The organism is Pseudomonas sp. P4_D7 (genome assembly GCF_056401755.1).
This window is the reverse complement of the sequence record NZ_JBFUIR010000057.1, coordinates 1-19186: the sequence shown is the minus strand read 5'-3', so window position 1 is coordinate 19186 and position 19186 is coordinate 1. Positions and strand designations below refer to the sequence as shown.

Here is a 19186-nt window from a genome sequence, read left to right as displayed (position 1 = left end):
ACTTGTGCGGTATTTCCCTATCGTCCGGCACACCGTTGCACTCAAGGAGCTCACCATGAAATCTCTGCTACTGGCAGCCCCGCTGTTGCTTGTCAGCGCAATCGCCCATGCCGGCATCCCTATGCTCAACGCGACGTGCCCGGGCAAGATCGAAGTGCACGCCGATGAAGGCGGGCCGATCTACATCAATGGCAAGGAAGGCCAGTTAAAGAAATTCAATGAGAACTACTTCGAAACCAAAGGCGCGGGCGTGACCATTTCCCTGAGCATCAATCCCGACGGTTCGCCTGCGGTGTCGTACACCGGGAAGAACCGGGCCAACGGGATTTGCGAAGTGAAGAAGGGCTGATCACGCCACCTGATTACGACCTGCCGCCTTGGCCTGATACAACTGCTGATCGGCGCGTTTGATCAGTGCGTTGTGGTTGTTATCGGCCGGGTCCGCCAAGCCGATGCCGATGCTGACCGTCACTTGCCCGATCACCGGGAAGTGAGCTTCGGCGACCGCCACGCGGATCTTCTCGGCGACAACTTCCGGGGTGTCGGGTTTGGCGATTTCCGGCAACAGCACAGCGAACTCTTCGCCGCCGTAACGGGCGACGAAGTCCGTGGTGCGCAAACTGCTCTGAATCAACTGCGCCAATTGTTGCAGCACATCATCACCCACTGCGTGGCCGTGGGAATCATTGATGCGCTTGAAGTGATCGGCATCGATCAGCAGCAGGGAGAACGGACGTCCGGTGCGGCGGAACAGCAGTGTGTATTCGGTGAGTTTCTCGTCGAAACGGCGACGGTTGTAAACGCCGGTCAAACTGTCGTGGGTCGCCAGGCTGAGCAATTCGGCATTGGCCTGCGTCAGCGCAGCGGTGCGTTGCGCGACGGTTGCTTCCAGCGAGGCATTGGCCTCTTGCAGCTCGCGCTCTTTGCCGAGCAGCGATTGCGTCATGGCATCAATGGACTGGCCGAGCTGGGCAATTTCCAGCACCGGGTGCTGCAGCGGGAATTGCGCACCGGGCTGTTGGTTTTGCACTTGCCGCGCCGAGCGCGCGAGCTGTTCGATCGGTCGGCTCAGGTACAGCGCCAGGTAGTAAGCCACCAAGCCGAACAGCACCGCCGCGACCACACCCAGGATCAGCAATTTGTACATCAGCAGGCGCGCCGGTTGCAGTGCGGTTTCCAATGGCTGGCGCACGGCAATCGACCATGACAGCACCGTACTCGATGGCGTCGGTACGGTGACCACGCTGGTGAGGAATCCGTTGCCCGCCGTCCAGCCTTGCCTTTTGGTGTCAATTGCCAGTTGCTGACCCATCAGCGCTTCCGGGTAGAGCACTTTGCCATCGTGATCGATGATCAACGCTTCGATATCCGGCGTTGAGTTTTTATGCGAAAGCGCCGCCGACTCAACAATGCGCGTCACCCAGCTCCAGTGTGCGTGGGCGCCAAGAACACCAATCACCTGGCCGTCTGCGTTGCGGATCGGTGCGGCGAAATCGATGAAGCGCAGCGGTTCACCGTTCGGCAGGGCCGGCAGCATTTTCGCCAGCAACACCGCCTCATGAGGATCGCCGGTGTACTCGCCGCGCAACCCGGCCTGGAACCAGGGCCGTTGCTGCACCGATTGGCCGACCAGCAAGTCGTTCACCGCCTGATGCACCTTGCCCTCGGCATCGGTGACGCCCATCCACGCATACTCGGTGCGGGCCTGGGTGCGCAGTTGCATCGATTTCAGAATCGCCGGGTTATCCAGATCACCACGCTCCAGATGCGGCGCACGGCTGAGCAGATACACCTCCAACTGGCGTTCGCGCAGTCGTTCACCCAACAACGATGCAGCCGAGCGCGCGGTGTTGAGCAACGCATTGCCGCTGGCCTGCTTCATTTGTTCCGTGGCGATATGGCCGACATAGAAGCCCACGCTCAGCAGCGTCAGCAGGGATAAACCGGCAAACCAAAGGGTGAGGTGGCTACGCAGACTGGCTTTGAGCATGGGCAGTCGAGGTCTGTTTTGGAGTTGTGGCCGCATGGTATGCGCAATGGGCGGTGGGTGGCCAGTCGGGGAATGGATGGCGCCGGACGTGAAAAAGCCCGGCTGATCAGGCCGGGCTTTCATTGTGATTGCGATGAAGCCGCAGAGTTATGCGACGCGGCGTTCGATCAGGCGATCAGCGCCACCTTCAGCAACGCGGCGTTCGATCAGACGATCAGCGCCACCTTCAGCAACACGACGTTCGATCAGRCGATCAGCGCCACCTTCAGCAACACGACGTTCGATCAGGCGATCAGCGCCACCTTCAGCAACACGACGTTCGATCAGGCGATCAGAACCGCCCTCAGCAACACGACTTTCAATCAACTTGTCCGAGCCGCCTTCTGCGACTTGGGTGTGTGCCGGGGTGGCGGCAAAAGCGTTAATGGCGAAAACCGAGAAAGCGATGCTGAGAAGGGTCTGGCGTTTCATGATCGTGTGCTCCGGGGTGTTGTTGGTTGGTATGGAGCTGATGTTACGCCGTGGAATTTTTATGAGAACTTCATTGCCGTGATGGTGAACATCGACCGCAATGATGGTTCACCAATCCCTTGTAGGAGCTGCCGCAGGCTGCGATCTTTTGATCTGGCCGTTTCTCAGCGCGAGTTCGCCGCCCGCACACACAACTCACCGGTCGCCCTTGTCAGGGCCAGTTCATGCAGCGCGTCGTGGGCCAGACCGATGCGCGCCTTGGCCAGCCACACCGGGCAATTCGCATCATGGCGATACGGCGCGAAATCGGCGTATTGCTGCAGCAGGCGTGTTTGCAGCTCATCCAGACGCGGGCGAATCTGTTTAGCCAGGTCGGGGCGCGGGGTGTCCGGCGCAGCGCCGGACGCTTGCCATTGTGCGAGCAAGCCGTACTGCACCAGTTTATTCGCCTCCATTTGCGCGGCGATCAGTTGCGCCACGTCTTCCGCGTCGAGCTGGCGCTCGGTGGCCAGGTTGCGGGCATTGGCAATAACCTGCGCTTCACGCGGGCTGTCCTGAATCGGCTTGCCGCTGTCCCATTTGGTCAGCGCGACGAGGTCGCCGATGTTCAGGCGTTCGTTGAGTGTTTCCAGCAACGGCTTCAACGTTTCGCCAGGCGCGGCGGCGTGCGCGCTGGTGGTGAGCACGGCGAGGAGGGTGGCGGTCAGCAGATGGGCAAAGCGCGGCATGAACAGAGCCTCAATGAGAGAAGTGAAAGTGGGCAGTTGTTTACCACAGCTCTGAACTTGCACCTACAGAAGCGTGTCCGTTACACAGGCGCGGCCACCGGTCATAAACACCGATTTGAAATGTTAATTGCGCCCCGCGTGCAACTCACCGAAGCTATCCTCCATCAGCCCTCCCGCCGTCGAGATGGACCTCTATTCAATGCAAGCCGTCGCCCAACGCCCACTCTGGCACACCTACCTGCTGTTCCTCGCGCCGATGGTGCTGTCGAACTTTCTGCAATCGATGTCGGGCACGGTCAACAGCATCTACATCGGCCAGATGCTCGGCACCCAGGCGTTGGCGGCGGTGTCGGGGATGTTTCCCATCGTGTTCTTCTTTATCGCACTGGTGATCGGCCTCGGCGCGGGCGCCGGTGTGTTGATCGGTCAGGCGTGGGGCGCGCGTGAGCCGCACATGGTCAAGGCGATTGCCGGGGCAACGCTGTTGCTCGGGGTGTTGATCGGTCTGGTGGCGGCGGTATTGGGCAGCGTGTTCGCGCGGCAGGCGCTGACGGGGCTGGGGACGCCGGCGGATGTGCTCGACGATGCGGTGGCGTATGCCCATGTGATGATGTGGATCTTGCCGTCGCTGCTGGTGTTTGTGTTGTTCACCCAGCTGTTGCGCGGGGTCAGCGATACGCTGTCGCCATTGCTGGCGCTGATGGTCTCGACCTGTGTCGGGCTGGCCCTGACCCCGGCGCTGATTCGCGGCTGGTTCGGCTTGCCGCAATTGGGTATTCAGAGTGCGGCGTACGCCGGGCTGGCCGGTAACCTGGCGGCGATGGCATGGCTGGCGTGGCGCCTGATTCGCAAAGGGCACCCGTTGGCGCCGGATCGGGAGTTCTTCGCCGCGCTGCGCCTTGACGGGGCGATTCTCGGCAAGGTCTTGCGCATCGGCCTGCCGACCGGCGTGCAGATGATTGTGCTGTCGCTGTCGGAGCTGGTGATCCTGGCGCTGGTCAACCAGCACGGCTCGCAAGCGACCGCCGCGTATGGGGCGGTGACGCAGATCGTCAACTATGTGCAGTTCCCGGCGTTGTCGATTGCGATCACCGCGTCGATTCTCGGTGCGCAGGCCATCGGCGCCGGGCGGCTGGAGCGCATGGGGCCGATTCTGCGCACCGGGCTGTTGATCAACGTGTGCCTGACCGGCGGTTTGATTGTGCTCGGCTACCTGTTGTCGCACTGGCTGCTGGGGCTGTTCCTGACCGAGGACTCGACCCGGGCGATGGCTGAGCATCTGCTGCACATCATGTTGTGGAGCCTGTTGGTGTTCGGCTTCCAGGCAATCATCGGCGGGATCATGCGCGCGAGCGGCACGGTGTTGGTGCCGGTGGCGATTGCGATCATTTGCGTGGTTGGCGTGCAACTGCCAGCGGCGTACTGGCTGGACGGGCAGTACGGTTTGCAGGGTGTGTGGATGGCGTTTCCGGTGGCCTATCTGGGCATGCTGGTGTTGCAGACCCTTTATTACAAACTGGTCTGGCAGCATCAGAAGATCGAGCGTCTGGTGTAGGCGCTGGCGTAACAGTCGGATGTTTGCTTAATTCAATCGAGGCCCTCGACGGCTAGCCCCGCCCGGAGAATCCCATGTCGATCCGATTGCTGCTGGTTGCCGCGTGTTCGCTGTGCGTCATCTGTACCGCGCGGGCTGTCGAATACACGCGGGTCAACACCACCGCAAGCCAGATCAGTTTTACCTACAACCAGATGGGCTCGCCGATGTACGGCACCTTTGGAAAGTTTGAGGCGACGCTGGACTTCGATACCAACAACCTCGCCAACGCCCGTACCACCTTGCACATCGACCTCAACAGCATCGATGCCGGCAGCGAAGACGCCAACACCGAGCTGGTGAAACCGGCGTGGTTCGACACTGAAAAATTCCCTGTCGCGGTTTTCGAATCCAGCCACTTCACCCAAGTGGCCGAGCACCACTACCTGATTGCTGGCCAGCTCACCCTAAAAGGCATTACCCGTGAAGTGCAGGTGCCGGTGGAATTGAAACCGGACAGTGCCATCGGCATTTTCGACGGTGAACTGGTGCTCAAGCGTGACGAGTTCGGCCTCGGCGCGGGCGAGTGGGCGGACACCGTGGTGTCCAAGGACATCGCCATCAAATTCAAAGTGGTGGCGCCACAGCAGTGACGCCCGCCTTTGCAATCAATAGGCCCGCCAGTGCCCCGGCACCCAGCGCCATTGGTTGCCGCCCCAGCGATAGTGCCCCGCAACCCAGTGATAACCCGGCGCCGGCATCACCGGAACGACCTCGACCAGCGGCGGAGGCCGATGCGGACGGGCCGGTTCGACGACGCAACCGGACAACGTGACGGCCACCAGCGTGGCGGCCAGCAGTGCTTTAACGGTCTTCGACATGGTGGTGTTCTCGCAAGAAGTGATGGTCAGGCTGTCGCGCATTCATCGCACCCAATGCCCCTCGACCCAGAACCAGTTTGGTCCGCGTGCCTGCCAGTGCCCGGGTTTCCAGCGCGCGCCGTACCTCACCGGTTGCCAGTGGCCGGGTATCCATACGTAACCGCGTCCTTGCCAGCGCCAATGACCTTGATCCCAGACATAACCGGGACGTGCGCCGGGCATCACTTCCATGCGCATCGGCGGTGGGGCTTGCTGGACGATCACCACCGGTTGCGCAAACACCGGGGCGCTGCTCAGCGCCGCCAGCGTCAACGGCACCAGCAGCAGGGTTTTTCGCCATTTGGACAGGGAACGCAAAACGCTCATGACAACTCCTCAAGGCCTGCGTCGAAAATTGAACGCAGCTGCAGAATTGGATGCCTGATTTGCGAAAGATCCCGTCTGAGGTGGATGAAATTTTTTTCAGGGAGGGCGGTGCGAGAACGTCAGGATGGCGCCGCAGCAAGACGCCCGGCGCGCGTGAAGGTTGTTGCCTGTGAGGCTGGACTCAATAAAACCGGTCTTGTTCTTTCATTACCTGAATCTGCCAGAACGTCCTGCCCGAGATCAGCAGAAACAGCAGTGCGAGCAACACACCGCCGGTCATGATGTAGAAGCTCGTACGGTAACTCTGCAACTGGCTGGCGATACAGCTTTTATCCGGCATCCACGGCGACACCAGCAGGGTGATGGGGCCGTCGACTTCATATTGGGTATGCTCGACGTAGCGTTCGTCGGCGTGTTGCCCTTCATGGGTCTGGCCTTGGGCATCGGTGTATTGATAGTGAATGACCTTGCCGTTGGCGTTCATTGGAATCTTTTCCAGTGCCGTGACGCTGCCGCGGGTTTCCACACCGTTGAAACTCAGCGCCCCATAAAGCATGCCCGACTTGTGCGCCATTGCAGCGAGCAGCAAAACCACGCAGCAAGCAACGGTCAGCATGACGATACGGTTGTAAAGGTGATCCTTGGCAGCTTCGCGCGGGTAGTACATGGCCGATCCCTGGTGGTGACATTTGTAGGAGACCGTTACATCGGCGCTCGGAACAGGAACTTTAGACGTCGAGCGCGTGCGTCACGGTATGATGTCGCGGTTCGTCGACCGCTGCGGCGGTCGGCAACGCTTTTTACCGTCGGAGTTCGTCATGCCACGCATCACCCACTACAAATCCCCATGCCCCGAGGCCGTCAACAGCCAGATCCTGCAGATGGTCGTCGACTACCTGACCGACATCAGTGCGGTCGGCCTCGGCCCGAGCAACCTGCTGTACAACGTCTATCAGTACGCGGTCGGTTATGAGGTGCATCTGTATCTGGAAGCGTTGAATGGCGAGAAGGGTATCGACGTGGAGTTGCTGGTGGCCACCGACGAGGATGATCCGGAGCAAGTGATCGGTTTTCTGTTGTACCTGCCGGTGCAGGGCGACTGGGAAGCCTGCAGCGTGGCCTACATGGCGGTGCGCGAAGGGCATCGGCGCCAGGGCGTGGCGCGGGCGATGATCGGTGAGATGGTCGGGCGTTATCCCCATGCGGAGCTGGCCTGCACGATCGGCAAAGTCCCGTACTTCGAAGCGTTGGGCTTTGAGGTGATTGGCCAGCGTGAAACCCAGGTGTTGATGAGCACCCGGCATTACCGCAGCAATGGCTTGCGCGGATTTATCGACACCACGCCGATTTACCGCTCGCTGGAAGTGCAGCAGATCCACACCTACCTGCTGCAGAAAAATGGCAAACGGGCGATGCTCGATGCCGAGAAACAGCGCGACCGGCACCTCGATCAGACCACTCGCCATGTCGAGGAGTTTGTCCGCCAGCGCCTGACCGTGCACTGACCTCGCTTCGGCGAAAAAGCCCTTGCTGTGAATCGCGCAGCAAGGGCTTTTTTGTGCGCGTCATTCAGCCGAGTTTGACGTTCATGGTGATCCGCGCCGTGAACACGTGCTTGCCCTCGGTGTCGCGAATATCCACGGTGACGATCTTGTCGCCCTCGCTTTGCCAATCCACACCTTCACCACTGGCCACTGCCGTCACATCGGTTTTCGCCTTGGCCAGGTACTCCACGGTCATGCCTTTGGGGATCCAGCGTGCGCCGGCCGGGATCGATACATCGGTCATCATCCCGGCGGCGAGTTCTGCGGCGTTGCACATGGCAATGGCATGCACGGTGCCGAGGTGATTGGTGATCTCTCGACGGAACGGCACTTGCACCGTCGCCGCATTGGCGCGCAACTCGGTCACCAGCGGGTTGATGGTGCTGAAGTACGGCGCGACCTGGCAGGCCATCTGGCTGAAGGCTTGCGGACCTGCGCTGTTGAACATGCTGAGAAACTGACTCATGGAAACGCCTCGCGAAAAGTGAATTTGCAGAATGATGTTCCGTTGCAGAATAATATTCTGCAACGGAACGGTATTCGGTCTGCGGGAAATCTGTCAACCTGTGCGTGTTTTTTTCATGGGCACGACGTGTGCCTTTCAATCCGATTTTCAGGCAGTCAGCCGCATGGACACCGCAGATCTACTGGAACGCAGTTACCCCGGCCGTCGCGCCGAACTCAAGCGCGATATCTTTCGCAAGGCGCTGAGCCTGTTCAATGAACAGGGGATCGAGGCCACCACCATCGACATGATTCGCGCCGAGTGCGACACCAGCGTCGGGGCGATCTATCACCATTTCGGTAACAAGGAGGGCTTGGTCGCCGCATTGTTTTTCACCGCGCTGGAGGATCAGGCGCGCCTGCGCGATGCCTATCTGGAGGCTGCGAAAACCACCGAGGAAGGTGTGCAGGCGCTGGTGTTCAGCTACGTCGATTGGGTCGAACGTCAACCGCAGTGGGCGCGCTTCCAGTACCACGCACGATTTGCCGTGACCAAAGGGCCGTTCAAAGACGAACTGACCGAGCGCAACAAGACCCGCAATCTGCGTCTGCGCGACTGGCTGGCCGAATCGGGACGCGCTGCCGAACTCAAGGCGCTGCCCGCCGAACTGTTGCCGTCGTTGATCATCGGCCAGGCCGACAGTTACTGCCGCGCCTGGTTGGCCGGACGAGTGAAGGGCAGCCCGGCGGACTATCGCGAGTTGCTGGCACAAGCGGCCTGGCGCTCGATTTGCGCCGACGCGCCGCCGGACTGCTGATTTACGCAGACAAAAAAAGAGCCTCAAAGCTCTTTGATGGGGAGGAAGTGGAGCCCGTGAGGCTCAAGGTGCGCATGAAGCAAGGCACGGGCTTGATTGGGGTTCAGAGCACCCGTGCCTACGCAGTGCTCGAAGAACGGAGCTACTGCGTGATTCCATCGTAGGAGTGTGCAAGTGGCGGCTCAAGTACCGCCAGTCGCCCGGGCAACTAGACGCTGGCCTCTTTCATGAATGCTCACAGACTCCCTGTAGGAGCTGCCGAAGGCTGCGATCTTTTGATCTTGTCTTTTAAAAGCAAAATCAAAAGATCGCAGCCTCCGGCAGCTCCTACAGTGTTTTTGCGCTGTCAGCGGGCGCCGGGCCAGCCTGATTTTTCGAGGGCAGCGAGCAGGGTTTCGGCATCCAGTCCCGGCACCGAGTGACCGTTGCCTTCGGTGCTGTCACTGGCCAGCAAGGCATTGATGATCGCTTCCTCAACCGCCTCGGTCGCGGCCAGGAACAACTCGCTGATATGGTCGTTATTGACCATGCGCAAGCCGTCACAGGTCGGCGCGCCTTTGCCTTCGTAGGCTGCCGGTGGCACATGAGCGTTGCCGGTGGCGAAGGCGATGAAGATGTCGCCGCTGTGATCCTCGTTGCCGCCGCCGGTGCGCGCCAGGCCGAGGCTCGCGCGCTGTGCCAGGCGTGTGCACTGGTGGGGCAACAGCGGCGCATCGGTCGCCAGGCAGACGACGATCGAGCCCATGCCCGGATGCGGCAATGAGGCGCGCAAGAACGGTGAATCTTTCTGTTCCATGTAACGCCCGACCGGGTAGCCATCGACCCGCAGTTCGCTGCGAATGCCGTGGTTGGCCTGCACGATCGCGCCGACGGTCCAGCCGCTTTGGGCACTGCTCAAACGCCGCGACGAGGTGCCGATGCCACCCTTGAATTCATGGCAGATCATGCCGCTGYCACCGCCGACGGCGCCTTCCACCACTGGGCCGTCGACCGCGTTTTTCAGGGCTTCAGCCACATGCGCGGGCTGCACGTGAAAACCGTTGATATCGTTGAGCAAGCCGTCAAAGGTTTCCAGCACCACTGGCATGTTCCAGTAGAGACGGCCGTCGTCGGCTTGCTGCTGGCGATCCAGGACAACCAAGGCATCGCGCACCACACCGAGGCTGTGGGTGTTGGTGAAGGCAATCGGGCTGGTCAGCAGACCCGCCTCGCGAATCCATTCAAGCCCGGTGGCGTCACCATTGCCGTTGAGCACATGCACGCCGGCGAAACACGGTTGCTGATTGGTCGAACCCGGACGCGGTTCGATCAGCGTCACGCCGGTGCAGATGTCCCGTCCGGCGCTGCTGCGGCCGCGCACATTGCTGTGGCCGACGCGTACGCCGGGGACATCAGTGATGGCGTTGAGCGGGCCGGGATGCAGTTGGCCGATGCGGATGTTGAGGTCACGGGCACGAGGTTTCATTGATTTCTGTCTCTCTAAAAAATGCAGGGTTGTTCACCGCCCCTGTGGGAGCGAGCCTGCTCGCGAAGGCGTCGGCACTTTCAACGCATCAGTGCCTGACCCACCGCTTTCGCGAGCAGGCTCGCTCCCACAGGGTTTGGTGAAATGTTCAAAAGGGGTTACTGGCCGTTCTTGACCTTGCTCCACACCCGCGTGCGCACGCGTTCGGTGGCTTTGGGCAGGGGTTCAAGGGTGTACAGCGTGGCCATCGCCGTGGCCGATGGATAAACCGCCGGGTTGTCCCGCGTGGCGGCGGCCACCAGCGCTGTCGCGGCGCGATTGCCATTGGGGTACGACAGATGATCACTGACCGGCGCAATCACTTCGGGGCGCAGCAGATAGTCGATAAACGCCAGCCCTTGGGGCCGATTCGGCGCGTCCTTGAGCAGCACCAACGTGTCGAACCACACCGGCGCGCCTTCCTTGGGCAGGCTGTAGGCGATTTTCACGCCGTTGTTGGCCTGCTCGGCATTGGTCTTGGCTTCCAGCATCGCGCCCGACCAACCGACCGCCACGCAGATGTTGCCGTTGGACAGGTCGCTGATGAATTTCGACGAGTTGAAATAGGCGATGTGCGGGCGCAGTTTCAGCAGTAGCGCTTCGGCTTTTTTATAGTCTTCGGGATCGGTGCTGTTGGGTGGCAAGCCGAGATAGTGCAGGGCGACCGGCAGCATCTCCGACGGCGAATCGAGCATCGCCACGCCGCACTGGCCGAGTTTGGCGAGGTTGGCTTCGTTGAACACCAGATCCCACGAGTCCACCGGCGCCTTGTCGCCTAGCGCTGCGCGTACTTTGTCGACGTTGTAGCCGATGCCGTTGGTGCCCCACAGATACGGCACGGCGTATTGATTGCCGGGATCGTTGTTGGCCAGTTTTGCCAACAAATCGGCATCAAGATTCTTCCAGCCCGCCAGTTGCTCGCGTGGCAGCGGGGCCAGGGCGCCGGCCTTGATCAGCGTCGGCAGGCTGAAGTTGCTTGCCACCACCACGTCGTAGCCGCTGCGACTGGTCATCAATTTGCCTTCGAGGACTTCGGCACTGTCGAAGGTGTCGTAGACCGGCTGGATACCGCTGTCGCGCTGGAAGTCGTGGAGGGTGTTCGGGCCGATGTAGTCGTACCAGTTGTAGACGTGCACGCTCGGCGCGTCAGCGGCCAGGGCGATCGAGCTGGCGCCAATACCGGCCAGCAGGCCCAGTTGAATGCTGAGGTTGATACAGCCACGGTGACCACGCATGATGCGGCACTCCTGGCCTGTGCAGGCCGGTGATGAACAGGAGTGGTCAGCCTATCGGGCCGGTCACGCCTGACCCATTCCCATCATGGGTTACTCAAAAGGGGTAGAGCGTGGACGCGTTGCTGCAGGAACTGCCAGTGCATCAGAGCCTGGCGCGGGTATTTGCCGGTGTCGGTCAGGACGGTTTCTGGCGTGCGCTGGTGGACACGTTGCGGCTGCTGGTGCCGCTGGACAACGCGCTGGTGGCGCTGATGAAAGCCGGGCAGGCGCCGCAATTGCTGATCGACTTCGACAGCAAGGGCCGCCCCGACGAGCAGGAAGAACTGGCCGGTTACAGCGCCGGAATGTACCTGCTCGATCCGTTTTACCAGAGCGCCTCGACCGGCATTGCTGATGGTTTGCACAGCCTCGCCTCGGTGGCGCCGGACCAGTTTCTGCACAGCGAGTACTACCAGAGTTACTTTCGTTCGGTGGTGGGCGAGGACGAGTTGCAGTTCATGATCAACGTCGAGGGCGGCGTGCTCGGTTTGTCATTGGGCCGTTCGACGCCGTTCGACATGGCCGAGCAGGGCCGGTTGTTGTGCGTGCGCGATTGGGTGTTGGCGGCAATGCGTCGGCATGTGCAGTTGCTGCCGCCGCAGGGCGCGGTGGCGGAAACGGTGGTTGGGGATCTGGCGACGTTGCTCGACCGCTTCGACGCGCGGCTGACGGTGCGTGAGGTCGATACGGCGCGGCTGATTTTGCAGGGCTTTTCCAGCAAGGCGATGGCCCAGCAGATGGGCATTTCGCCGGAGACGGTCAAAGTGCATCGACGCAATCTGTATCACAAGCTCAATGTCACCGGGCATGGCGAGTTGTTTGCGCTGGTGCTGCGCTCTCACTAAAGATCATCGGTCGTACACATAAACCTGTGGGAGCGAGCTTGCTCGCGAATGCGGTAGATCAGTCAACCTCACTGGCGACTGACAAAACGCTTTCGCGAGCAAGCTCGCTCCCACAGGGGATCTTCGGGGTGTCAGGTGGTGCGTTGGAAAACCAGGGTTTTGAGGCCGCTTTGCGGGTTGATGTCCGGAAACTCCGGCGGATTCTCCAGCCGCTCTACAAAGCGCAGACTCGGTGCTTCCTGAGTCACGCCATCAATCAGAAAGTCCGAACCGAATGCCGGGTCGTTCATGCACGCCAGCACTGTGCCTTGCGCCGTGAGCAATTCCGGCAAGCGGCGCAGCACGCGCTGGTAATCCTTGGTCAGCAGGAAACTGCCTTTCTGGAACGACGGCGGATCGATGATCACCAGATCATACGGGCCGCTGTTGATCACCTTGCCCCAGGACTTGAACAGGTCGTGGCCGAGGAAACTGACTTTGCTCAGGTCATGGCCGTTCAAGCGATGATTGTCGCGGCCACGGCTCAGGGCCGCGCGGGACATGTCCAGGTTGACCACATGACTGGCRCCGCCCTCGATGGCCGCCACGGAAAAACCGCAGGTGTAGGCAAACAGATTGAGCACACGTTTGCCGTTGGCCTGCTCGCGCACCCAGTTGCGCCCGTAACGCATGTCGAGAAACAGCCCGGCGTTCTGCTTGCGGCCCAGATCGACGCGGTACTGCAAGCCGCCCTCGACGATGCTCATTTCGTCGATCTCTTCACCCAGCAGCCACTCGGCAGTGCTCTGCGGCAAATAGCGATGCTGGATCAGCAACGTGTGGGCGCCGGACTGTTTCCATTCGGCGGAACCGGTGAGTTTCATCAGCGACGCCTTGAGATCGTCCAGTTGCTCAGGCGCCGGCTCCTTGAACAGCGACACCAGCACCACGCCTTGCAGCCAGTCCACCGTCAACTGCTCCAGCCCGGCCCAGCAGCGTCCGCGCCCGTGGAACAGGCGACGGGTTTCGCTCGGTGCAGCCGCGAGGGCCGGCAGCAGATGGGCATGGAGGGTGGCGAGGGCTTCAGGGTTCATCGGTCAGGATCGGCAAGCAAAAGGGCCGGCATTTTAACCACAAATACACCGTCGCGAACGATTGCCGCTGACTGGCAAAAACGCCGTTTCGCAAAAGACCTGTATCAAAAATGAATTTCTGCAGAGCCCGCTGCTCATACCAGTTAAGCAGCGGATTCAAGCCGCTAAATCGTTAATGCAATTCAGGGAGTGCAGTTCCATGTGCCCAACACCTACGGCGGACGCGCACCTTCCTGACGGATTGATTCTGGTGGTTGAGGATGATCCGTTGATTCTGGAGTTTCTCTGCGAAATTCTTCAGGAGGAAGGTTTCAAAGTCGAGCCACGTACCAGCGCGGACGACGCCAAGCTGTATCTGGAAGAGCACGCGCCGGAAGTGGCCTTGCTGCTGACCGACATCACCATGCCCGGCGAAATCAATGGCGCCGGGTTGGCCAATCTGGTCGGCGAACGCTGGCCGGACAAGCCGGTCATGGTCATGTCCGGCTATGAAACCCCGGAGACATCGGGGGTCAAGCACCCGGTGGCGTTCATCAAGAAGCCGTGGGCCATCGGTCAGTTACTCGACTGCGTGGATAGCGCGTTCAAGTCCAAGGCTCCGCGCCTGCACTGAGATGCCGGGACGAATCGCTGGGCAAAAATGCTACATTGCCCGGCCAATCCGCCCAGTCTTGTCAAAGGATGCGATCTTTTGTCTGCTCACGATAACGTCTTCGATCGCGCGTTCGGCGCGTTTCTGTTCGACATGGACGGCACCGTCCTCAATTCCATTGCCGCCGCCGAGCGGATCTGGGCAGCTTGGGCCGTGCGCCATGGCGTCGATGTGGAAACGTTTTTGCCGACCATTCATGGTGTGCGCGCGATCGACACCATCACCCGGCTCAACCTGCCGGGGGTGGATGCCGAGGCGCAAGCGGCGTTCATCACCGAGGCGGAAATCGAAGACGTTGAAGGCATTGTCGAGATACCTGGCGCGGCGAAATTTCTCAATAGCCTGCCCAAAGATCGCTGGGCGATGGTGACGTCGGCACCACGGGATCTGGCGTTGCGGCGGATGGCGGCGGCGGGGATTCCAGAGCCTGCGGTGATGATCACCGCGGAAGATGTGAAGGCTGGCAAACCTGATCCGGCCGGCTATTTACTGGCGGCCAAGCGACTGGGTCTGGAGCCTCGTGATTGTCTTATCTTCGAAGACGCCACCGTTGGTATTCAGGCTGCCGAAGCGGCTGGCGCGGCGTTGATGATCATCACCACCACGCATCAGCATCCGCTGGAAACCACCCATGCGACGTTGGCCAGTTATGCTGCGATCAGCGTCAAGATCGATAGCGACGGTCAACTCCACCTGCAAAAAAACTGACACCCCGAAATCCCTGTGGGAGCGAGCTTGCTCGCGAAAGCGATGGGTCAGCCACCATCAATAGTGACTGTGCCGCCGTCTTCGCGAGCAAGCTCGCTCCCACAGGATCCTGAGTGAGTTCGAAAATCAATAAACCCCCGGCACCAACCGCCAGCTCCGTGCGCAATAAGCGTCGTACTCCGCGCCAAACTGCGCCCGCAGCAGGGCTTCTTCCGAATCAATCCGGGCAATCAACGGGATCAGCGTCAGCGCCGCCAGCATCAACCCGACCACCGAACGAAACGCCAATGCCCAGCCCACGGCATTGATCACCAACCCCAGATAACTCGGATTGCGCAGCCGTTGGTAAATGCCATCGGTCACCAATCGGTGCCCCGGTTGAATCGCCACCAATCCACTGAACCGCCGTCCCAGCACAAACACCGGCCACAACCGCAGCACGCCGCCGACGATAAACAGCAATGCGCCGAGCCAACGCACGCCTTCACCGCCCAGCGTCCAGAAATTCACCCGGTCGCAATAGGCCGGCAGAAAACCACTGACCAGACCAATTACGCCAAACGCCGGAATCACCCAGCGATTGGCGCGGTCTTCACGCTCGCCGGAACTGAGGTTGACCTCGCTGAATAGCGAAGCAATCACCATGGCCACCGTCGCCAGTGCGACGATCACCAGCGAACCGTGGGAAAAGAACATCGCCACGCCGCCAATGCCCCACACCGCCAGGCCGAGGTAGGCGAGGGTGGCGAGTACCGCGACGACGGTCATTTGTGCGGACATTCTCATGGTCAACTCACGGCTGGATGCTGATCTGATGAGTGTAGATCCACCGCAAAACCTGTGGGAGCGAGCCTGCTCGCGAAGGCGTTGGGTCAGTCGATTTTGATCTTGGATGTGCCGGCCCCTTCGCGAGCAGGCTCGCTCCCACAGGTTATGGGGTAGATTTCAATTCTGTGAACGACACGAATTCCTGTGGGAGCGAGCTTGCTCGCGAAGAGGCCCTTTCAGTCAGCAGCTATCTCACCGTCAGTCAGGACTTTCCTGAAGGTTTCCACCAATGGCCGCAGATTGATCCGGTGCCACGCCGCCCACAATGGCGTGGTCAAGGTCAGCCACGGCAGCTCCCGCAGCACTACGCCCGGCGGTGCGTTATGGCTCAGGCCTTTCTGGATCATCGCAATCCCCAACCCCGACGCCACCAACCCCAGCGCGGTAAACGGTTCGGTCGCCTGCATGCGCACATCCGGGGTGAATCCCGCGCGGATGCAGGCGCTGACGAACTCATCGTTGGCGTCCTGACGCGGCTGCACGCCGATCCATTCCTGATTGGCCAGATCCTCCGGGTTCAACGCAGCTCGCTGCGCCAGCGGATGTTGCTCCGGCAACGCCAGCAGCATCGGGTCATCGAGCACCTGGAAACCCAGCAGATCCGGATCGTCATCGGTCGGCGGCTCGCTCACCAACGCGATATCGAGACTACGCTGTCGCAAGCCCTCCAATTGCTCGGCGGAGCTGAGGTTGTACAACGCGACATGCACATTCGGCCGGTCCACGCGTAACACGCGCAAGGCATTGGGCAGAACCCCGGCATGCATGGCGTTTTCGATATAGCCGATGCACAAACCGCCTTCTTCGCCACGGCCAAGGCGCTTGCCGAGGGATTCCAGGCGATTGGCGTGGGTGAGCAGGGCGCGGGTTTCGGCGAGGAAGGTCTGGCCATCACGGGTCAGGCGAATGCGTTGCTGGCTGCGCTCGAACAGCGTCAGGCCCAGGCGTTCTTCGAGCTGGGCGATCTGCCGGCTCAGCGGCGACTGGGAAATATGCAGCCGTTCGGCGGCGCGGCCGACGTGTTCTTCCTCGGCGACTACAACGAAGTAGCGCAATTGGCGGATGTCGATCATGTCAGACCTATAGGGACTCAAGTACTGCAGATTATGTCTTGGACGGTCTCGGTGTCGCAATCTAGGATCTGCTCAACGGTCACACAGACCCAGAACCTATTGAGGAAAAACCCATGAGCTTGAAAGACAAACTGTCCGGCCAACTGGGCTTCGGCACCGCACCACTGGGCAACATGTTTCGCGCCATCCCCGAAGAAGAAGCGCAGGCCACTGTGCATGCCGCCTGGGATGCCGGTGTGCGCTACTTCGACACCGCGCCGTTTTACGGTTCGGGGCTGTCGGAGATCCGCCTTGGTGAGGCACTCAAGCAATACAAGCGCGACGATTACGTGCTGAGCAGCAAGGTCGGCCGGGTGATTCTCGATGAAATCGAAGACGCCGCCGCCCGCGATCTCGGCGAAAAAAGTGGTGTATTCGAACACGGTCGCCCGAACAAGATCGTCAATGACTACAGCGCCGATGCAACCCTGCGCTCCATTGAGGACAGCCTCAAACGCCTGCAAACCGATCGCCTCGACATCGTCTGGGTGCACGACATCGCTCAAGACTTCTACGGCGATCAATGGCTGGAGTACTTCAATCAGGCCCGCACTGGTGCATTCAAAGTGCTGACCCGCTTGCGCGAAGAAGGCGTGATCAAAGGCTGGGGCCTGGGCGTGAACAAAGTCGAGCCATGTGAACTGACCCTCGACCTCAGCGAAGCTCAGCCGGATGGCTTTCTATTGGCTGGCCGCTACACGCTGCTCGACCACGAACGTCCGTTGCAACGCCTGATGGATGCAGCGCTGGCGCAAAACGTTGAAATCGTCGTCGGTGGCCCTTATAGCTCAGGAATTCTCGCCGGCGGCTCGCACTTCGAATACCAGCAGGCCAGCCCTGAAGTCATCGCCAAGGTCGAGCAGATCAAACGCATCGCCGCCGCTTACAACGTTGATATCAAAGCCGCTGCGCTACAGTTCTCGCTGGCCAATCCCGCTGTTGCGGCGGTGATTCCCGGCGCAAGCAAACCGCAACGCATCGCCGAAGACGTCGCGGCATTGTCGGCCAGTATTCCTGCCGGTTTCTGGCAGGCGATGCGCGACGCCCAACTGGTTTCTGAACGTGCACCATTGCCAATCGATGAGGTGAAAGCATGAAGATTGATCTGAGTGGAAAACTGGCCATTGTCAGCGGCAGCACTGCTGGTATCGGCTTGGGCATCAGCCAGTCGCTGGCCGAAGCTGGCGCCACGGTGGTGGTGATCGGCCGCGACACGGGTAAAGTTGAACAGGCATTGGCGAGTATTCGCGAGAAAGTCCCGGGTGCGCAGTTGCGTGGTCTGGCTGCCGATCTGGGCACCGCGGAGGGCGCGCAGAAGCTGTTCGCCGCTGAACCGCGTGCGGACATTCTGGTGAACAACCTCGGCATCTTCGACGCCGTGGATTTCTTCGAAGCGCCGGACAGCGAGTGGACGCGTTTCTATGAGGTCAACGTGATTTCCGGCGTGCGCCTGGCGCGGCACTACGTGCCGGCGATGGTCGAGCAGGGCTGGGGCCGGGTGATCTTCCTGTCCTCTGAATCCGGCGTGGCCACGCCAGCGGACATGATCAACTACGGCGTGACCAAAAGCGCCAATCTGGCGGTGTCCCACGGTCTGGCCAAACGTCTGGCTGGCACCGGGGTGACGGTCAATGCGATTCTGCCGGGGCCGACCTTCACCGACGGCCTGCAAGACATGCTCAAGGATGCCGCCGCCGAATCCGGGCGCAACCTGCGCGATGAGGCCGATGCCTTTGTGCTCAAGGCCCGCCCGACCTCGATCATCCAGCGCGTGGCGGATGTCGAAGAAGTCGCGCACCTGGTGACCTACATTGCTTCGCCGCTGTCCTCGGCCACCACCGGCGCCGCATTGCGCGTCGATGGCGGCGTGGTCGACAGCCTGACGATCTGAATTCTGGAGAGACGTTTATCTATGCCAACAGCATCCGCAACCATCGACATTCCGGCCTCGGCCGATCAGGTCTGGCAATTGATCGGCGGCTTCAACACGCTGCCCGATTGGCTGCCCTTTATTCCCAAGAGTGGGCTGAGCGACGGTGGCCGCGTGCGCACCCTGCAAACCGCTGACGGCGCTGTGGTAATCGAGCGACTGCAAGCGTTCGACAACTCGGGGAAGACCTACAGCTATTCGATTGAACAGGCACCGTTCCCGGCGACTGATTACCTGGCGACGATCAAGGTCGAAGCCCAGGGGCAGGGCGCCCGCGTGACGTGGTCGGGGCGTTTCAACGCCAAAGGCGTGAGTGATGAGGAAGTGGTGGCGTTGTTCAGTGGCATCTATCAGGGTGGCCTCGAGGCACTGCGAGCCAATTACCCAACCTGAGTTGATGATCGTTCCCACGCTCTGCGTGGGAATGCAGCCCGGGACGCTCCGCGTCCCTTTCGCAAGCTGGAACGCGGAGCGTCCCTTGAGG

General features: G+C 60.7%; 23 protein-coding genes. 11 read left to right on the top strand and 12 right to left on the bottom strand.

What is annotated here, in order from left to right:
• The first annotated feature begins 55 nt into the window (after positions 1 to 55).
• Complete coding sequence (locus tag AC1DVF_RS25325) at positions 56 to 349, top strand: hypothetical protein (RefSeq protein WP_175553880.1); 294 nt, start codon at positions 56 to 58, stop codon at positions 347 to 349.
• Here AC1DVF_RS25325 and AC1DVF_RS25320 read toward each other — a convergent pair whose 3' ends face one another.
• From AC1DVF_RS25320 to AC1DVF_RS25310, 3 genes are all read right to left on the bottom strand, one after another.
• The gene (locus AC1DVF_RS25320; protein ID WP_093441156.1) at positions 350 to 1990 is read right to left on the bottom strand and encodes a sensor domain-containing diguanylate cyclase; all 1641 of its coding nucleotides are present in this window, start codon (positions 1988 to 1990) and stop codon (positions 350 to 352) included.
• 147 nt (positions 1991 to 2137) lie between these two features.
• Complete coding sequence (locus AC1DVF_RS25315; RefSeq protein WP_477783327.1) at positions 2138 to 2461, bottom strand: hypothetical protein; 324 nt, start codon at positions 2459 to 2461, stop codon at positions 2138 to 2140.
• A 164-nt stretch (positions 2462 to 2625) separates the two neighbouring features.
• Positions 2626 to 3189 carry a chorismate mutase gene (locus AC1DVF_RS25310; protein WP_093441152.1) on the bottom strand — a complete coding sequence of 188 codons (564 nt, stop codon included), beginning with the start codon at positions 3187 to 3189 and terminating at the stop codon, positions 2626 to 2628.
• 199 nt (positions 3190 to 3388) lie between these two features.
• Here AC1DVF_RS25310 and AC1DVF_RS25305 point away from each other — a divergent pair, with 199 nt between their 5' ends.
• Both AC1DVF_RS25305 and AC1DVF_RS25300 read left to right on the top strand, forming a co-directional pair.
• Entirely contained in the window at positions 3389 to 4744 is a 1356-nt protein-coding gene (locus AC1DVF_RS25305) for an MATE family efflux transporter (protein ID WP_460091383.1), read from the top strand.
• 74 nt (positions 4745 to 4818) lie between these two features.
• Positions 4819 to 5376, top strand: coding sequence for a YceI family protein (locus AC1DVF_RS25300; protein ID WP_460129250.1), 558 nt, complete (start codon positions 4819 to 4821; stop codon positions 5374 to 5376).
• A gap of 15 nt (positions 5377 to 5391) precedes the next feature.
• On the opposite strand, the gene AC1DVF_RS25295 is transcribed toward AC1DVF_RS25300, so the two are convergent.
• From AC1DVF_RS25295 to AC1DVF_RS25285, 3 genes are all read right to left on the bottom strand, one after another.
• Complete coding sequence (locus AC1DVF_RS25295; RefSeq protein WP_007908149.1) at positions 5392 to 5604, bottom strand: YXWGXW repeat-containing protein; 213 nt, start codon at positions 5602 to 5604, stop codon at positions 5392 to 5394.
• A 42-nt stretch (positions 5605 to 5646) separates the two neighbouring features.
• The gene (locus tag AC1DVF_RS25290; protein WP_007908150.1) at positions 5647 to 5970 is read right to left on the bottom strand and encodes a YXWGXW repeat-containing protein; all 324 of its coding nucleotides are present in this window, start codon (positions 5968 to 5970) and stop codon (positions 5647 to 5649) included.
• A gap of 181 nt (positions 5971 to 6151) precedes the next feature.
• Positions 6152 to 6637 (bottom strand): DUF3592 domain-containing protein, encoded by a 486-nt coding sequence (locus tag AC1DVF_RS25285; protein ID WP_099756612.1) that lies wholly within the window; start codon positions 6635 to 6637, stop codon positions 6152 to 6154.
• Between the two features lie 151 nt (positions 6638 to 6788).
• Between AC1DVF_RS25285 and AC1DVF_RS25280 the strand changes: the two genes are divergently transcribed.
• Positions 6789 to 7475, top strand: coding sequence for a GNAT family N-acetyltransferase (locus tag AC1DVF_RS25280; RefSeq protein WP_186625276.1), 687 nt, complete (start codon positions 6789 to 6791; stop codon positions 7473 to 7475).
• Between the two features lie 64 nt (positions 7476 to 7539).
• Here the strand turns inward: AC1DVF_RS25280 and AC1DVF_RS25275 are convergent, their stop codons facing one another.
• Positions 7540 to 7980, bottom strand: coding sequence for a hotdog fold domain-containing protein (locus AC1DVF_RS25275; RefSeq protein WP_034156174.1), 441 nt, complete (start codon positions 7978 to 7980; stop codon positions 7540 to 7542).
• 163 nt (positions 7981 to 8143) lie between these two features.
• On the opposite strand from AC1DVF_RS25275, the gene AC1DVF_RS25270 reads away from it, so the two are divergent.
• Positions 8144 to 8776: a TetR/AcrR family transcriptional regulator gene (locus AC1DVF_RS25270; RefSeq protein WP_007908165.1), complete on the top strand. Its 633-nt coding sequence runs from the start codon at positions 8144 to 8146 to the stop codon at positions 8774 to 8776.
• Between the two features lie 346 nt (positions 8777 to 9122).
• Here AC1DVF_RS25270 and AC1DVF_RS25265 read toward each other — a convergent pair whose 3' ends face one another.
• The gene (locus tag AC1DVF_RS25265; RefSeq protein WP_477783326.1) at positions 9123 to 10241 is read right to left on the bottom strand and encodes a DmpA family aminopeptidase; all 1119 of its coding nucleotides are present in this window, start codon (positions 10239 to 10241) and stop codon (positions 9123 to 9125) included.
• Positions 10242 to 10399: 158 nt separating this feature from the next.
• A complete protein-coding gene (locus AC1DVF_RS25260) occupies positions 10400 to 11515 on the bottom strand; it encodes an extracellular solute-binding protein (RefSeq protein WP_460091375.1) in 1116 nt (371 codons plus the stop codon).
• A gap of 110 nt (positions 11516 to 11625) precedes the next feature.
• On the opposite strand from AC1DVF_RS25260, the gene AC1DVF_RS25255 reads away from it, so the two are divergent.
• The gene (locus AC1DVF_RS25255; protein ID WP_093441120.1) at positions 11626 to 12399 is read left to right on the top strand and encodes a helix-turn-helix transcriptional regulator; all 774 of its coding nucleotides are present in this window, start codon (positions 11626 to 11628) and stop codon (positions 12397 to 12399) included.
• Between the two features lie 131 nt (positions 12400 to 12530).
• On the opposite strand, the gene AC1DVF_RS25250 is transcribed toward AC1DVF_RS25255, so the two are convergent.
• Positions 12531 to 13472 (bottom strand): class I SAM-dependent methyltransferase, encoded by a 942-nt coding sequence (locus tag AC1DVF_RS25250; RefSeq protein WP_477783325.1) that lies wholly within the window; start codon positions 13470 to 13472, stop codon positions 12531 to 12533.
• Positions 13473 to 13671: 199 nt separating this feature from the next.
• Between AC1DVF_RS25250 and AC1DVF_RS25245 the strand changes: the two genes are divergently transcribed.
• Complete coding sequence (locus AC1DVF_RS25245) at positions 13672 to 14085, top strand: response regulator (RefSeq protein WP_123450694.1); 414 nt, start codon at positions 13672 to 13674, stop codon at positions 14083 to 14085.
• Positions 14086 to 14163: 78 nt separating this feature from the next.
• Positions 14164 to 14832 carry an HAD-IA family hydrolase gene (locus tag AC1DVF_RS25240; protein WP_477783324.1) on the top strand — a complete coding sequence of 223 codons (669 nt, stop codon included), beginning with the start codon at positions 14164 to 14166 and terminating at the stop codon, positions 14830 to 14832.
• A gap of 126 nt (positions 14833 to 14958) precedes the next feature.
• Here AC1DVF_RS25240 and AC1DVF_RS25235 read toward each other — a convergent pair whose 3' ends face one another.
• The gene (locus AC1DVF_RS25235) at positions 14959 to 15618 is read right to left on the bottom strand and encodes a methyltransferase family protein (protein ID WP_477783323.1); all 660 of its coding nucleotides are present in this window, start codon (positions 15616 to 15618) and stop codon (positions 14959 to 14961) included.
• A gap of 218 nt (positions 15619 to 15836) precedes the next feature.
• Positions 15837 to 16733: a LysR substrate-binding domain-containing protein gene (locus AC1DVF_RS25230; protein ID WP_186625289.1), complete on the bottom strand. Its 897-nt coding sequence runs from the start codon at positions 16731 to 16733 to the stop codon at positions 15837 to 15839.
• A 113-nt stretch (positions 16734 to 16846) separates the two neighbouring features.
• Here AC1DVF_RS25230 and AC1DVF_RS25225 point away from each other — a divergent pair, with 113 nt between their 5' ends.
• From AC1DVF_RS25225 to AC1DVF_RS25215, 3 genes are read left to right on the top strand one after another with little or no spacing between them, the layout of a single operon-like run.
• Positions 16847 to 17869, top strand: coding sequence for an aldo/keto reductase (locus tag AC1DVF_RS25225; protein WP_477783322.1), 1023 nt, complete (start codon positions 16847 to 16849; stop codon positions 17867 to 17869).
• Positions 17866 to 18663: an SDR family NAD(P)-dependent oxidoreductase gene (locus tag AC1DVF_RS25220; RefSeq protein WP_099756603.1), complete on the top strand. Its 798-nt coding sequence runs from the start codon at positions 17866 to 17868 to the stop codon at positions 18661 to 18663. The genes AC1DVF_RS25225 and AC1DVF_RS25220 overlap by 4 nt, the downstream gene beginning before the upstream one ends.
• 21 nt (positions 18664 to 18684) lie before the next feature.
• Positions 18685 to 19095 carry an SRPBCC family protein gene (locus AC1DVF_RS25215; protein ID WP_477783321.1) on the top strand — a complete coding sequence of 137 codons (411 nt, stop codon included), beginning with the start codon at positions 18685 to 18687 and terminating at the stop codon, positions 19093 to 19095.
• Positions 19096 to 19186 lie beyond the last annotated feature (91 nt).

Excerpts from the sequence above, each read along its gene's own strand:
- AC1DVF_RS25290 (WP_007908150.1), bottom strand. The coding sequence starts at position 5,970 with ATGAGCGTTTTGCGTTCCCTGTCCAAATGGCGAAAAACCCTGCTGCTG.
- AC1DVF_RS25280 (WP_186625276.1), top strand. The coding sequence starts at position 6,789 with ATGCCACGCATCACCCACTACAAATCCCCATGCCCCGAGGCCGTCAAC.
- AC1DVF_RS25270 (WP_007908165.1), top strand. The coding sequence starts at position 8,144 with ATGGACACCGCAGATCTACTGGAACGCAGTTACCCCGGCCGTCGCGCC.
- AC1DVF_RS25305 (WP_460091383.1), top strand. The coding sequence starts at position 3,389 with ATGCAAGCCGTCGCCCAACGCCCACTCTGGCACACCTACCTGCTGTTC.
- AC1DVF_RS25275 (WP_034156174.1), bottom strand. The coding sequence starts at position 7,980 with ATGAGTCAGTTTCTCAGCATGTTCAACAGCGCAGGTCCGCAAGCCTTC.
- AC1DVF_RS25300 (WP_460129250.1), top strand. The coding sequence starts at position 4,819 with ATGTCGATCCGATTGCTGCTGGTTGCCGCGTGTTCGCTGTGCGTCATC.
- AC1DVF_RS25245 (WP_123450694.1), top strand. The coding sequence starts at position 13,672 with ATGTGCCCAACACCTACGGCGGACGCGCACCTTCCTGACGGATTGATT.
- AC1DVF_RS25285 (WP_099756612.1), bottom strand. The coding sequence starts at position 6,637 with ATGTACTACCCGCGCGAAGCTGCCAAGGATCACCTTTACAACCGTATC.
- AC1DVF_RS25230 (WP_186625289.1), bottom strand. The coding sequence starts at position 16,733 with ATGATCGACATCCGCCAATTGCGCTACTTCGTTGTAGTCGCCGAGGAA.
- AC1DVF_RS25310 (WP_093441152.1), bottom strand. The coding sequence starts at position 3,189 with ATGCCGCGCTTTGCCCATCTGCTGACCGCCACCCTCCTCGCCGTGCTC.
- AC1DVF_RS25260 (WP_460091375.1), bottom strand. The coding sequence starts at position 11,515 with ATGCGTGGTCACCGTGGCTGTATCAACCTCAGCATTCAACTGGGCCTG.
- AC1DVF_RS25325 (WP_175553880.1), top strand. The coding sequence starts at position 56 with ATGAAATCTCTGCTACTGGCAGCCCCGCTGTTGCTTGTCAGCGCAATC.
- AC1DVF_RS25235 (WP_477783323.1), bottom strand. The coding sequence starts at position 15,618 with ATGAGAATGTCCGCACAAATGACCGTCGTCGCGGTACTCGCCACCCTC.
- AC1DVF_RS25320 (WP_093441156.1), bottom strand. The coding sequence starts at position 1,990 with ATGCTCAAAGCCAGTCTGCGTAGCCACCTCACCCTTTGGTTTGCCGGT.
- AC1DVF_RS25220 (WP_099756603.1), top strand. The coding sequence starts at position 17,866 with ATGAAGATTGATCTGAGTGGAAAACTGGCCATTGTCAGCGGCAGCACT.
- AC1DVF_RS25215 (WP_477783321.1), top strand. The coding sequence starts at position 18,685 with ATGCCAACAGCATCCGCAACCATCGACATTCCGGCCTCGGCCGATCAG.
- AC1DVF_RS25295 (WP_007908149.1), bottom strand. The coding sequence starts at position 5,604 with ATGTCGAAGACCGTTAAAGCACTGCTGGCCGCCACGCTGGTGGCCGTC.
- AC1DVF_RS25225 (WP_477783322.1), top strand. The coding sequence starts at position 16,847 with ATGAGCTTGAAAGACAAACTGTCCGGCCAACTGGGCTTCGGCACCGCA.